At 65.4% G+C, this 13,960-nt stretch carries 8 protein-coding genes, 3 rRNA genes and 1 pseudogene; 6 read left to right on the forward strand and 6 right to left on the reverse strand.

Annotated features, from left to right (window positions below; genetic code table 11):
• From EDD93_RS26340 to EDD93_RS26350, 3 genes and pseudogenes are all read right to left on the reverse strand, one after another.
• Positions 1 to 205, reverse strand: a pseudogene (locus EDD93_RS26340) (HNH endonuclease); the annotation flags it as partial.
• Between the two features lie 154 nt (positions 206 to 359).
• Complete coding sequence (locus tag EDD93_RS26345) at positions 360 to 890, reverse strand: YbhB/YbcL family Raf kinase inhibitor-like protein (protein ID WP_123526888.1); 531 nt, start codon at positions 888 to 890, stop codon at positions 360 to 362.
• A 51-nt stretch (positions 891 to 941) separates the two neighbouring features.
• Positions 942 to 1,724, reverse strand: coding sequence for a sporulation protein (locus tag EDD93_RS26350; protein ID WP_123528000.1), 783 nt, complete (start codon positions 1,722 to 1,724; stop codon positions 942 to 944).
• Between the two features lie 73 nt (positions 1,725 to 1,797).
• Here EDD93_RS26350 and EDD93_RS26355 point away from each other — a divergent pair, with 73 nt between their 5' ends.
• The 4 genes from EDD93_RS26355 to rrf all read left to right on the forward strand — a co-directional run bounded on the left by EDD93_RS26355 (position 1,798) and on the right by rrf (position 8,218).
• On the forward strand, positions 1,798 to 2,439 hold the full coding sequence (locus EDD93_RS26355; RefSeq protein WP_123528001.1) for a DNA-3-methyladenine glycosylase: 642 nt from the start codon (positions 1,798 to 1,800) through the stop codon (positions 2,437 to 2,439).
• A gap of 584 nt (positions 2,440 to 3,023) precedes the next feature.
• Positions 3,024 to 4,549 (forward strand): 16S ribosomal RNA (locus EDD93_RS26365).
• A gap of 315 nt (positions 4,550 to 4,864) precedes the next feature.
• Positions 4,865 to 7,990, forward strand: a 23S ribosomal RNA gene (locus tag EDD93_RS26370).
• A gap of 111 nt (positions 7,991 to 8,101) precedes the next feature.
• Positions 8,102 to 8,218, forward strand: a 5S ribosomal RNA gene (gene rrf, locus EDD93_RS26375).
• Together the 16S, 23S and 5S rRNA genes form the textbook arrangement of a ribosomal RNA operon.
• A gap of 224 nt (positions 8,219 to 8,442) precedes the next feature.
• Here the strand turns inward: rrf and EDD93_RS40715 are convergent.
• On the reverse strand, positions 8,443 to 9,813 hold the full coding sequence (locus tag EDD93_RS40715; RefSeq protein WP_221217359.1) for a hypothetical protein: 1,371 nt from the start codon (positions 9,811 to 9,813) through the stop codon (positions 8,443 to 8,445).
• A 30-nt stretch (positions 9,814 to 9,843) separates the two neighbouring features.
• Here EDD93_RS40715 and EDD93_RS39945 point away from each other — a divergent pair, with 30 nt between their 5' ends.
• A complete protein-coding gene (locus EDD93_RS39945) occupies positions 9,844 to 10,590 on the forward strand; it encodes a tetratricopeptide repeat protein (protein ID WP_123528003.1) in 747 nt (248 codons plus the stop codon).
• A gap of 62 nt (positions 10,591 to 10,652) precedes the next feature.
• On the opposite strand, the gene EDD93_RS26390 is transcribed toward EDD93_RS39945, so the two are convergent.
• The gene (locus EDD93_RS26390) at positions 10,653 to 11,936 is read right to left on the reverse strand and encodes a DUF1015 domain-containing protein (protein WP_123528004.1); all 1,284 of its coding nucleotides are present in this window, start codon (positions 11,934 to 11,936) and stop codon (positions 10,653 to 10,655) included.
• Positions 11,937 to 12,007: 71 nt separating this feature from the next.
• On the opposite strand from EDD93_RS26390, the gene EDD93_RS26395 reads away from it, so the two are divergent.
• Positions 12,008 to 13,036, forward strand: a complete 1,029-nt coding sequence (locus tag EDD93_RS26395; RefSeq protein WP_123528005.1) for an HAD-IIA family hydrolase — start codon at positions 12,008 to 12,010, stop codon at positions 13,034 to 13,036.
• Between the two features lie 34 nt (positions 13,037 to 13,070).
• Here EDD93_RS26395 and EDD93_RS26400 read toward each other — a convergent pair whose 3' ends face one another.
• Positions 13,071 to 13,952 carry a sigma-70 family RNA polymerase sigma factor gene (locus EDD93_RS26400; RefSeq protein WP_123528006.1) on the reverse strand — a complete coding sequence of 294 codons (882 nt, stop codon included), beginning with the start codon at positions 13,950 to 13,952 and terminating at the stop codon, positions 13,071 to 13,073.
• Between the last annotated feature and the right edge of the window lie 8 nt (positions 13,953 to 13,960).

The raw sequence follows: 13,960 nt of genomic DNA on the forward strand, positions 1-13,960 counted from the left end.
CGTGTCTTCGGAACGGCACCCTCACGTACCGGCAGAGCCTGATCACCCTCGGCACCGGAATGTCCACAGCGGCACCGCGCATACGGAGGCCGGGATGCGACTGCTCGACGACGGCCTTGTCCTGCAGAATCAGCACCACCGCACGGTTCAGCGTCACCGTCGACAGAGGCTCGAAGCTCGCATTCAGTACCAGCGTGTCCCGCATCCCGCCCACCTCCCGTGTGCCGCCCGCCGCCTGGCAGGCCCGGATCAACTCTGGCCGGGCAGGCCGCAATGGACAACGCAATAAAAAGTGCCCTGCCCTGATCTCTCCAGGACCAGGGCAGGGCAAACAGGGGGAACTATCGACTTTGCGGGCTTCAGGCAGGCTCGGCGTACTCACCGATCAGCTGGGCTCGGCCCAGCGTGTGGAAACGCAGATTGAAACCGACCACGGCGGGCGACGCGTCGCTGTCCGGACCGAGCTTCTCGCTGTCCACCGCGTACACGGTGAACACGTACCGGTGATTCTCGCCGGGCGGCGGCGCGGCGCCGCCGAACTCCTTCGACCCGTAGTCGTTGCGGACGTGCACGGCGCCCGGGGGCAGCCCCTCGAACGCGCCGCCGCCCGCACCCGCCGGCAGCTCCGTGACCGACGCCGGGATGTCGAAGAGCACCCAGTGCCAGAACCCGCTGCCGGTAGGAGCGTCCGGGTCGAAGCACGTCACGGCGAAACTCTTCGTACCCGCCGGGAACCCGTCCCACCGCAGCTGCGGCGAGGTGTCCCCGGCCGCCTGCACCTGTGCGTCCGCAAGCACGGCCCCCGGTTCGAGGTCCTCGCTCACCACGGTGAACGAGGGGACCTCGGGATGGAAGTCGTGCGGCAACGGCGCCCTCTTCGGCTCGGTCACGTCAGCACCTCTCCTGTAGTGGTTCCGGTATCGGGGGTCTCCCCACCGACCCTAGAGCCAGTTGCGCTGACCGCCGACCTGGGCGAGCCACTGATTCAGGTAGGCCGCCCAGTCGGTCCCCTGGTAGTCGTTCAGACCCACCTTGAAGGCACGGTAGGAGTCGCTGCCCTCACTGAAGAGGCCCGGCTTCTTGTCCATCTCCAGCACGACGTCCATCTCGCGGTCGTCCGCGACGAACGTCAGCTCGACCTGGTTCAGCCCCCGGTACTGCGACGGCGGGAAGAACTCGATCTCCTGGTAGAAGGGCAGCCGCTGACGCGTCCCGCGAATGTGACCGCGTTCCATGTCGGCGCTGCGGAAGCCGAAGCCCAGCTGCCCGAAGGCGTCCAGGATCGCCTGCTGGGCCGGCAGCGGGTGCACGTTGATCGGGTCCAGGTCCCCGGAGTCCAGCGCCCGTGCGATCTCCAGCTCCGTGGTCACCCCGATGTTCATGCCGTGCAGGTGCTGGCCCGCGAACATCGTGATCGGCGTCTCCCAGGGGATCTCCAGCCCGAACGGCACGACGTGCACCGCGCCCGCCCGCACCTCGAAGGCGCCGCCGAGCCGCAGCCTGGTGAACTCGATGTCCTGCTTGGTCTCCTGCTCCTGGCCCTCGACCTCGACCCGGGCCTGCAGCCCGACGGAGAGTCCCTCGATCTGCTGGTCCACCGATCCGCCCTGGACCCGCACCTCGCCCTGGACGACCCCACCCGGTACGACGTTGAGCTCGGTCAGCTCCGTCTCCACCGAGGCACCGCCGGCACCCATGCTCGCGAGCAGCCGCTTGAAGCCCATGATTTCTCCTCCTAGGTCCTGACCCCTACATACGCGCCATGACCGTAGTCGGTTCCCGGTAGCCTCGGACTCCATGACCAAGGGCCAGGAACGTACGCCGCTGACGCGGGATTTCTTCGACCGCCCCGTACTGGACGTGGCGCCGGACCTGCTGGGACGGACGCTGGTCCGCAGTACGCCGGACGGCCCCATCGAAGTGCGCCTCACCGAGGTGGAGGCCTACGCGGGGGAGATCGACCCCGGTTCGCACGCCTTCCGCGGCCGGACCGCGCGCAACGGTGTGATGTACGGGCCGCCCGGCCACGCGTACGTCTACTTCACCTACGGCATGTGGCACTGCCTCAACCTGGTGTGCGGCCCGGAGGGCATGGCGAGCGGTGTGCTGCTGAGAGCGGGCGACATCATCACCGGTGCCGACCTCACCCGTAAACGTCGACTCTCGGCCCGCAATGACCGAGAACTGGCCAAAGGGCCGGCCCGGCTCGCGACGGCCCTCGACATCGACCGCGCGCTCGACGGCACCGACGCCATCGCCCGCCCCGGTGCGGTCCTCTCCGTACTGCACGGCACCCCGCCACCCCGCGACCAGGTACGCAACGGTCCGCGCACCGGAGTGGGCGGTGACGGGGCCACCCACCCGTGGCGGTTCTGGGTCGACGGCGACCCCACGGTGAGCCCCTACCGGGCACACACACCACGGCGCAGGTCAACTTGACTCGCCCATGCGGGGCACCTAATGTAGTCCGAGCCGCTTGACACGGGTACAGCCAACGGTCTGGTCCTTCGGACCTGATGCCGGGCAACTCGAAGCGGCCAACCACTACCTACGACACACCCCAGCGGGTGCGTATTTCGGCATGCCGAAATACGTTCCACTGACTCGATTATGAGTCACCGGGGGAATCGGCTAAAGTAGTGAACACGCCGAAAGGGAAAGCGCGAAAGCGAATTCCTCGAAAGCAATCCCGCTTCGACCGGGAATCGGACACGAAAGAGTCTGATAGAGTCGGAAACGCAAGACCGAAGGGAAGCGCCCGGAGGAAAGTCGCAGAAAATGTTCTGCGGTGAGTACAAAGGAAGCGTCCGTTCCTTGAGAACTCAACAGCGTGCCAAAAGTCAACGCCAGATACGTTGATACCCCGACCTACTTCGGTAGGTTCGAGGTTCCTTTGAAAGTCCTGGCAGACCACACTAGTGGTTCTACCAGGCAATGCACATAGCGAGGACACAGTGAACAGTCGGTCTTATTCCGACTCGACTGTTCCGCTCTCGTGGTGTGGTCCCGATTACGGGAAAACATTCACGGAGAGTTTGATCCTGGCTCAGGACGAACGCTGGCGGCGTGCTTAACACATGCAAGTCGAACGATGAAGCCCTTCGGGGTGGATTAGTGGCGAACGGGTGAGTAACACGTGGGCAATCTGCCCTTCACTCTGGGACAAGCCCTGGAAACGGGGTCTAATACCGGATAATACTTTCCCTCTCATGGGGGAAGGTTAAAAGCTCCGGCGGTGAAGGATGAGCCCGCGGCCTATCAGCTAGTTGGTGGGGTAATGGCCTACCAAGGCGACGACGGGTAGCCGGCCTGAGAGGGCGACCGGCCACACTGGGACTGAGACACGGCCCAGACTCCTACGGGAGGCAGCAGTGGGGAATATTGCACAATGGGCGAAAGCCTGATGCAGCGACGCCGCGTGAGGGATGACGGCCTTCGGGTTGTAAACCTCTTTCAGCAGGGAAGAAGCGAAAGTGACGGTACCTGCAGAAGAAGCGCCGGCTAACTACGTGCCAGCAGCCGCGGTAATACGTAGGGCGCAAGCGTTGTCCGGAATTATTGGGCGTAAAGAGCTCGTAGGCGGCTTGTTGCGTCGGTTGTGAAAGCCCGGGGCTTAACCCCGGGTCTGCAGTCGATACGGGCAGGCTAGAGTGTGGTAGGGGAGATCGGAATTCCTGGTGTAGCGGTGAAATGCGCAGATATCAGGAGGAACACCGGTGGCGAAGGCGGATCTCTGGGCCATTACTGACGCTGAGGAGCGAAAGCGTGGGGAGCGAACAGGATTAGATACCCTGGTAGTCCACGCCGTAAACGTTGGGAACTAGGTGTTGGCGACATTCCACGTCGTCGGTGCCGCAGCTAACGCATTAAGTTCCCCGCCTGGGGAGTACGGCCGCAAGGCTAAAACTCAAAGGAATTGACGGGGGCCCGCACAAGCAGCGGAGCATGTGGCTTAATTCGACGCAACGCGAAGAACCTTACCAAGGCTTGACATATACCGGAAAGCATCAGAGATGGTGCCCCCCTTGTGGTCGGTATACAGGTGGTGCATGGCTGTCGTCAGCTCGTGTCGTGAGATGTTGGGTTAAGTCCCGCAACGAGCGCAACCCTTGTTCTGTGTTGCCAGCATGCCCTTCGGGGTGATGGGGACTCACAGGAGACTGCCGGGGTCAACTCGGAGGAAGGTGGGGACGACGTCAAGTCATCATGCCCCTTATGTCTTGGGCTGCACACGTGCTACAATGGCCGGTACAATGAGCTGCGATGCCGCGAGGCGGAGCGAATCTCAAAAAGCCGGTCTCAGTTCGGATTGGGGTCTGCAACTCGACCCCATGAAGTCGGAGTTGCTAGTAATCGCAGATCAGCATTGCTGCGGTGAATACGTTCCCGGGCCTTGTACACACCGCCCGTCACGTCACGAAAGTCGGTAACACCCGAAGCCGGTGGCCCAACCCCTTGTGGGAGGGAGCTGTCGAAGGTGGGACTGGCGATTGGGACGAAGTCGTAACAAGGTAGCCGTACCGGAAGGTGCGGCTGGATCACCTCCTTTCTAAGGAGCACTTCTTACCAGGGTCTACGGGCTTTGGTCAGAGGCCAGTACACCGGCGAATGTTCGGTGCTGGTTGCTCATGGGTGGAACGTTGACTATTCAGTACCGGTGGTTCTGCCGGGTCGTAAGTACTGCTCCTCGGAGCGTGGAAAACGAACCGGTTGAATTACGGGTACTGGGCACGCTGTTGGGTGTCTGAAGGTATGGCCGCAAGGTCGCCTTCAAACGCCGGCCCCAGTGAACTCATCCGGTAAGGATGGGGTGATGGGTGGCTGGTCGTTGCTTGAGAACTGCACAGTGGACGCGAGCATCTGTGGCCAAGTTTTTAAGGGCGCACGGTGGATGCCTTGGCACCAGGAACCGATGAAGGACGTGGGAGGCCACGATAGGCCCCGGGGAGCTGTCAACCAAGCTTTGATCCGGGGGTGTCCGAATGGGGAAACCCGGCAGTCGTCATGGGCTGTCACCCGCTGCTGAACACATAGGCAGTGTGGAGGGAACGAGGGGAAGTGAAACATCTCAGTACCCTCAGGAAGAGAAAACAACCGTGATTCCGGGAGTAGTGGCGAGCGAAACTGGATCAGGCCAAACCGTATGCGTGTGATACCCGGCAGGGGTTGCGCATGCGGGGTTGTGGGATCTCTTTTTCACGGTCTGCCGGCTGTGAGACGAGTCAGAAACCGTTGATGTAGGCGAAGGACATGCGAAAGGTCCGGCGTAGAGGGTAAGACCCCCGTAGCTGAAACATTAACGGCTCGTTTAAGAGACACCCAAGTAGCACGGGGCCCGAGAAATCCCGTGTGAATCTGGCGGGACCACCCGTTAAGCCTAAATATTCCCTGGTGACCGATAGCGGATAGTACCGTGAGGGAATGGTGAAAAGTACCGCGGGAGCGGAGTGAAATAGTACCTGAAACCGTGTGCCTACAAGCCGTGGGAGCGTCGCGCGCCGAGTTTACTCGGTGCGTCGTGACTGCGTGCCTTTTGAAGAATGAGCCTGCGAGTTTGCGGTGTGTTGCGAGGTTAACCCGTGTGGGGAAGCCGTAGCGAAAGCGAGTCCGAATAGGGCGATTTAGTAGCGCGCTCAAGACCCGAAGCGGAGTGATCTAGCCATGGGCAGGTTGAAGCGGAGGTAAGACTTCGTGGAGGACCGAACCCACCAGGGTTGAAAACCTGGGGGATGACCTGTGGTTAGGGGTGAAAGGCCAATCAAACTCCGTGATAGCTGGTTCTCCCCGAAATGCATTTAGGTGCAGCGTCGTGTGTTTCTTGCCGGAGGTAGAGCACTGGATAGGCGATGGGCCCTACCGGGTTACTGACCTTAGCCAAACTCCGAATGCCGGTAAGTGAGAGCACGGCAGTGAGACTGTGGGGGATAAGCTCCATGGTCGAGAGGGAAACAGCCCAGAGCATCGACTAAGGCCCCTAAGCGTACGCTAAGTGGGAAAGGATGTGGAGTCGCAGAGACAACCAGGAGGTTGGCTTAGAAGCAGCCACCCTTGAAAGAGTGCGTAATAGCTCACTGGTCAAGTGATTCCGCGCCGACAATGTAGCGGGGCTCAAGCGTACCGCCGAAGTCGTGTCATTCACACATATAGGGCCAACGCCTGTGTGGATGGGTAGGGGAGCGTCGTGTGCCGGGTGAAGCAGCCGCGGAAGCGAGTTGTGGACGGTTCACGAGTGAGAATGCAGGCATGAGTAGCGATACACACGTGAGAAACGTGTGCGCCGATTGACTAAGGGTTCCTGGGTCAAGCTGATCTGCCCAGGGTAAGTCGGGACCTAAGGCGAGGCCGACAGGCGTAGTCGATGGACAACCGGTTGATATTCCGGTACCCGCTTTGAAACGCCCAATACTGAATCAGGCGATGCTAAGTCCGTGAAGCCGGCCCGATCTCTTCGGAGTTGAGGGTAGTGGTGGAGCCGACGAACCAGACTTGTACTAGGTAAGCGATGGGGTGACGCAGGAAGGTAGTCCAACCCGGGCGGTGGTAGTTCCCGGGGTAAGGGTGTAGGCCGTGTGGTAGGTAAATCCGTCACACATTGAGGCTGAGACCTGATGCCGAGCCGATTGTGGTGAAGTGGATGATCCTATGCTGTCGAGAAAAGCCTCTAGCGAGTTTCATGGCGGCCCGTACCCTAAACCGACTCAGGTGGTCAGGTAGAGAATACCGAGGCGTTCGGGTGAACTATGGTTAAGGAACTCGGCAAAATGCCCCCGTAACTTCGGGAGAAGGGGGGCCATCACTGGTGATCGGATTTACTCCGTGAGCTGGGGGTGGCCGCAGAGACCAGCGAGAAGCGACTGTTTACTAAAAACACAGGTCCGTGCGAAGCCGTAAGGCGATGTATACGGACTGACGCCTGCCCGGTGCTGGAACGTTAAGGGGACCGGTTAGCTGACTTTCGGGTCGGCGAAGCTGAGAACTTAAGCGCCAGTAAACGGCGGTGGTAACTATAACCATCCTAAGGTAGCGAAATTCCTTGTCGGGTAAGTTCCGACCTGCACGAATGGCGTAACGACTTCTCGACTGTCTCAACCATAGGCCCGGTGAAATTGCACTACGAGTAAAGATGCTCGTTTCGCGCAGCAGGACGGAAAGACCCCGGGACCTTTACTATAGTTTGATATTGGTGTTCGGTTCGGCTTGTGTAGGATAGGTGGGAGACTTTGAAGCGGCCACGCCAGTGGTTGTGGAGTCGTCGTTGAAATACCACTCTGGTCGTGCTGGATGTCTAACCTGGGTCCGTGATCCGGATCAGGGACAGTGTCTGATGGGTAGTTTAACTGGGGCGGTTGCCTCCTAAAGAGTAACGGAGGCGCCCAAAGGTTCCCTCAGCCTGGTTGGCAATCAGGTGTTGAGTGTAAGTGCACAAGGGAGCTTGACTGTGAGACCGACGGGTCGAGCAGGGACGAAAGTCGGGACTAGTGATCCGGCAGTGGCTTGTGGAAGCGCTGTCGCTCAACGGATAAAAGGTACCCCGGGGATAACAGGCTGATCTTCCCCAAGAGTCCATATCGACGGGATGGTTTGGCACCTCGATGTCGGCTCGTCGCATCCTGGGGCTGGAGTCGGTCCCAAGGGTTGGGCTGTTCGCCCATTAAAGCGGTACGCGAGCTGGGTTTAGAACGTCGTGAGACAGTTCGGTCCCTATCCGCTGTGCGCGTAGGAATATTGAGAAGGGCTGTCCCTAGTACGAGAGGACCGGGACGGACGAACCTCTGGTGTGCCAGTTGTCCTGCCAAGGGCATGGCTGGTTGGCTACGTTCGGAAAGGATAACCGCTGAAAGCATCTAAGCGGGAAGCCTGCTTCGAGATGAGTATTCCCACCCTCTTGAAGGGTTAAGGCTCCCAGTAGACGACTGGGTTGATAGGCCAGATGTGGAAGCCCGGTAACGGGTGGAGCTGACTGGTACTAATAGGCCGAGGGCTTGTCCTCAGTTGCTCGCGTCCACTGTGTTGTTCCCGGGTTGCGAACAGTTATCGCACCGGTTGAACAGCTTCACTACTTAATTGAAAAGTGTGCTTGTTCGCTAGAACCCGATAGGGTTTCGGTGGTCATTGCGTTAGGGAAACGCCCGGTTACATTCCGAACCCGGAAGCTAAGCCTTTCAGCGCCGATGGTACTGCAGGGGGGACCCTGTGGGAGAGTAGGACGCCGCCGAACAATCTTTGAAGGACCCTTGGTCCCAGCGTTCAACGCTGGGACCAAGGGTCCTTTTTGTTTTTCCGAAGCGCGTCGGCAGTCCGGCTGCGCGAGAATGTCTGTAGAACCCGATGACAGGAGCACCACCGATGTCCACCAACTCTCCCGACGATCGTTCGGAGCGCGAGCCGCGTCGCCGGGACGGCGGTGACCGGGGCGGCTTCAGCGGTGGTCGTGACGACCGGTCAGGCGGCCAGCGCCGGGACAACGACCGCGGTGGAAGCCGGCGTGACGACAGCCGGCCCACCAACAGCGGTGGCGGCTTCCGCCGTGACGACAGCCGGCCCAGCAGCGGTGGCGGCAATTTCCGCCGTGACGACAACCGTGGCGACCGGGATCGTGCGCCGCGCCGGGATGACAGCCGTGGTGGTTCCTCCGGCGGTGGCTTCCGTCGCGACGACAACCGTGGCGGCAGCACCGGCGGTGGCTTCCGCCGGGATGACAGCCGGCCCAGCAGTGGTGGCGGCAACTTCCGCCGTGACGACAACCGTGGTGGTTCGTCCGGTGGTGGGTTCCGTCGTGATGACCGGGCTCCGCGTCGGGACGATGACCGTGGTGGGCGTCCGGGTGGCGGGTTCGAGCGGCGCGATGACCGGCCGCGTGGGCCGCGTCGCGACGACAACCGTGGCGGCAGCACCGGCGGTGGTTTCCGCCGGGATGACAGCCGTGGCGGTTCCTCCGGTGGCGGTTTCCGTCGGGATGACAGTCGGCCGAGCAGTGGTGGCGGCAACTTCCGTCGCGACGACAACCGTGGTGGTTCGTCCGGTGGTGGGTTCCGTCGTGATGACCGGGCTCCGCGTCGGGACGATGACCGTGGTGGGCGTTCGGGCGGCGGGTTCGAGCGTCGCGATGAGCGACCGCGTCGCGACGATGACAACCGTGGTGGCAACTTCCGCCGCGACGACAACCGTGGCGGCAGCACCGGTGGCGGTTTCCGTCGCGATGACAGCCGCGGTGGTTCCTCCGGTGGCGGCTTCCGTCGTGACGACAGCCGGCCCAGCAGTGGTGGCGGCAACTTCCGTCGCGACGACAACCGTGGCGGTTCGTCCGGTGGTGGGTTCCGGCGCGACGACCGGGCTCCGCGTCGGGACGATGACCGTGGTGGGCGTCCGGGCGGAGGGTTCGAGCGTCGCGATGAGCGACCGCGTCGCGACGATGACAACCGTGGTGGCAACTTCCGTCGCGACGACAACCGGGGCGGCAGCACCGGCGGTGGCTTCCGTCGCGATGACAGCCGCGGTGGTTCCTCCGGCGGTGGCTTCCGCCGTGACGACAGCCGGCCCAGCAGTGGCGGCAACTTCCGTCGCGACGACAACCGTGGCGGTTCGTCCGGCGGTGGGTTCCGGCGCGACGACAGCCGTGGTGGCGACCGGAGCCGTGCCCCGCGTCGTGACGACAGCCGGGGAGGCGCCTCCGGCGGTTTCCGCGGTCGGCGGGACGACGGCGACCGGGGTGGCTACCGCGGCCGCGACGACCGTGGCGGGTACGAGCGCCGGGACGAGCGTGAGCGCGAGCCGATCAAGCGGCTTCCGATCCCCGACGAGGTCACCGGCCACGAGATCGACAAGGACGTCCGGCAGGAGCTGATGAGCCTGCCCAAGACCCTCGCCGAGGACGTCGCCAGGAACCTGGTCATGGTGGCCCGGCTGCTCGACGAGGACCCCGAGCAGGCGTACGCGTACTCGCGCATCGCCCTGCGCCTGGCCTCCCGCGTCGCCGCCGTCCGCGAGGCGGCGGGCTTCGCCGCCTACGCCACGCAGAAGTACGCGGAGGCACTCGCGGAGTTCCGGGCGTCCCGTCGGATGACCGGCTCCGTCGAGCTGTGGCCGGTCATGGCCGACTGCGAGCGCGGCCTCGGCCGGCCGGAGCGGGCGATGGCCATGGCCGGTGAGCCCGAGGTCCAGAAGCTGGACAAGGCCGGACAGGTCGAGATGCGGCTGGTCGCTGCCGGAGCCCGTCGGGACATGGGGCAGATCGATGCCGCCATCGTGACTCTCCAGAGTTCCGAGCTGGCCTCCAGCGCCGTCCACCCGTGGACGCCGCGACTGCGCTACGCGTACGCGGACGCCCTGCTGGCCGCCGGGCGCGAGGACGAGGCGCGCGAGTGGTTCGGGAAGGCCCTCGAGGCCGACAAGGACGGCTCGACCGACGCGTCGGACCGCATGGCCGAGCTGGACGGTGTCGAGTTCGTCGACGCCCTCGGCGACGACGTCGAGGGCGCCCCCGCCCCCGCGTCCGCCCCCGCCGCCACCGCGGACGACCTCGACGACGAGGACGACCTCGACGACGACGAGGACGAGGTCGACGACCAGGACGGTCCGGTCAAGGCGTAACGCACGGAAGAGGGCGGCACCCCGGCCGGGGTGCCGCCCTCTTCCGCGTTTCCGGGCCGGGGTCAGCCGAGAGGCAGGCTGCGCAGGACCAGGCCCGTGGCCGGCTTGGGGCCGAAGGAAGTCGACTTGCGGGGCATGGTGACGCCCTGACGCGCCAGGTCCCGGACGACCTCCTCGCGTACCGGATGCATCAGCACCGCCGTGGCGTTGTGGCGTTCCGCCTGCTCGACGGCGGCCGAGGTGTCGTGGATGTACGCGATGTGCGCCGGGTCGTCCGGGATCCGCCACACATGGTCGATCAGCGCCGAGTGCAGGACCGTCGCGTCGAGGGTGCGCCAGGCGTCCGGCCGGTCGGCCGGAACGGTGCGGGCCAGCAGGGCGTCGTCGGGGCGGTCGACCAGATGGAACCGGCCGTCGCCCGCGAGCAGGAACGCGTTGCCCTCGGCGGCCGCCCCCGACAGGGCGTCCAGCGCCCGGGGGAGCGGACCCTCGACCTCGCGGATGCGGAAGAGACCGGTGAGCGCGGCGAGTGCGTCGGCGACCGGCAGCCCGTGCAGCAGCCGGTGGATGGACCGCACCCGGAGCGGGTAGCGAGCCGTGTCGACCAGGAGGACCAGACCGAAGTCCCACGGGCCCGGGGCACCGTGCTCCCGCTGAAGCCTGAGATAGGTGGCCCAGCGGTGGTGGCCGTCGGCGATCAGGGCCTGGCGACGGGCCAGGTCCGCCTGCACCACCGACTGCTCCGAGGCGTCGGTGAGCGCCCAGATCCGGTGACTGAAGCCGTCCTCGGTGGTGGTGGCGAGCAGGGGCGGACGGTGGATCGTCCGCTCGATCACCGAGGTCGCCCCCGCCGTGTCGTCGTCGCCGTCGCTGCGGTAGGTCAGCAGCAGCGGTTCTAGGTGGGCCTCGGCGGTCCGCATCAGATCGGCGCGGTCCTCGACGACATCGGCCATCACGTCCTCGTGCGGGAGCACGATGCCGTCGGCGGGGCCGGAGAGTGCCAGCGCGCCGATGACGCCGCGCTGCAGCATGTCGCCGTTGCGCTGCTCGTACACGTAGAGCGCGGGCTCGGGGTCGGGGGCGAGGATTCCCTCGGCCAGCCAGCGGTTCAGGGTCGCGGCGGCCTGCTCGTGACGGGCGGTCGCGGTGTCGGCCTGCGGGAGGATCAGGCGCACGATGTTGTGCGGATCCGCCGATTCCAGGTGGAGCAGTCCGTCGGGCCGCACGACGACGTCGTACGGGGGCGAGGTCACCGCGGAGAGGCTGCCGACCAGCTCGGGGACGTAACGCAGTCCACGGAACGGAATCAGCCGCAGTCCCTGGTCCGCAGGGCCTCGTGAGTTCATTTCAGCATCGTATGTGCGGTCCCGGGATGCGCGATGATCGGGGGAGACACAGGCATTGAGGAGCGCTGGATATGAGTCAGGCGAGCAGGACCAGGCCGAGCGGGATCAGCACCGCGTTGAACGAGGCGTACGACACGGCTCTGCTCGATCTCGACGGGGTGGTGTACGCGGGCGGGCAGGCGATCGACCATGCGGTCGAGGCGCTGGGCACGGCGCGGGAGGGCGGAATGCACCTGGCCTACGTCACCAACAACGCGCTGCGGACGCCGGACGCGGTGGCGGAGCACCTGACCGAGCTCGGGGTGCCGGCCGAGGCCACCGACGTGATCACCTCGGCGCAGGCGGTGGCCCGGCTGATCGCTGATCAGCTGCCGTCCGGGTCCCGGGTGCTGGTGATCGGGGGCGAGGGGCTGCGGGTGGCGCTGCGGGAACGCGGGCTGCTGCCGGTGGAGTCGGCGGACGACGAGCCGGTGGCGGTCGCGCAGGGGTTCGGCGGGCCCGATATGACCTGGAGCAGGTTCGCCGAGGCCGCCCACGCGGTCAACCGGGGGCTGCCGTGGTTCGCGTCCAACACGGACCTGACCATCCCGAGCGCCCGGGGCATCGCGCCCGGCAACGGGGCGGCCGTGGAAGTCGTCCGGATCGCGACGGGTGCCGAGCCGCAGGTCGCCGGGAAGCCGCTGCCGCCGATGCACCGGGAGACGGTGCTGCGGACCGGGGCGAAGCGGCCGCTGGTGGTCGGGGACCGGCTCGACACCGACATCGAGGGGGCGTTCAACGGCGGTGTCGACTCGCTGCTGGTGCTGACCGGGGTGGCTGACGCGTCGCAACTGGTGGCCGCGAAGCCGGAGCACCGGCCGACGTACGTGGACGCCGATCTGCGGGGACTGCTCACCGGGCAGCCCGAGGTGACTCCGGTCGGCGAGGGATTCGGCTGCGGGGGCTGGACGGCGTCCGTCCGGGGCGAGCAGCTCGTGCTGGAGGGCGACGGGGAGCCGCTCGACGGTCTGCGGGCCCTGTGCGGGGCGGCGTGGTCGCACGCCGGAGACGGGTCGTGCGGGCTGGACGCGGGCAAGGCCGTGGCCAGGCTCGGGCTGTAGCGGCACTGATCCGGTCGATGGCGCCGTTCCCGCGTCAGCCGAGGACGGCGAGGTCGAGCCGCCGCAGGCGTGCGGGGTCGGCGACCACGTCGTAGGCGGTGATCCGGTCGTCCTCGATGGTGAAGGTGAGCGCGAACAGCAGGCGGCCGCGCGGGGCCACGACGAGGCCCACCATGCCGTTGACCAGCGCCGGTTCGGCCAGTCGTGACCGGTGGGCGAGGACGGCCGTCCCCTCCGCGACGGCTCGAGCGCCGCGGGCCACGGCCGTGCCGCCCGGCGGCACCGCGACGGGGTCGGCCCGCCGCACCACATCGGGGGCCAGCACCGCGAGGACCGCGGTGAGGTCGCCGGCCCGCGCGGCGGCCAGGAACGCCGAGACGACCTGATGCTGCCGGGCCAGTTCGGCCGCCGGGACCGAGGGAGTGCCCCGCACCTTGTGACGTGCCCTGCTGGCGATCTTCTTCGTGGCGCCCGGCGTGCGGTCCACGACGGGCGCGATCTCGCTGAACGGCACGGCGAACATGTCGTGCAGCACGAACGCGACGCGCTCGACGGGGTCCAGTGTGTCCAGCACCACGAGCAGCGCGCGGCTCACCGAGTCGGCCAGCACCGCCTCGTCCTCCGGCGGACTGTCCAGGCCGGGCCTGGCGGCCTGGTCGAGAACGTCGTGCTCGGCCGGGTCCTCCCTGCGCGACCTGCGGGTACGCAGCATGTCGAGGCAGATGCGGGTCACCACGGTCCGCAGCCAGCCGGTGAGGTTGTCCACCTCTCCGGCGTCGACCCGGCACAGCCGCAGCCAGGCCTCCTGGACCGCGTCCTCGGCCTCGTCCAGCGAGCCGAGCATGCGGTGGGCCACCGCGCGCAGCAGACCGCGCTGTGCCTCGAAGTGTTCCGCCAGTGCCTCGCGCTCGTCCACCGGTCACC

Source organism: Streptomyces sp. 840.1 (assembly GCF_003751445.1).
Taxonomy (GTDB): Bacteria; Actinomycetota; Actinomycetes; order Streptomycetales; family Streptomycetaceae; genus Streptomyces.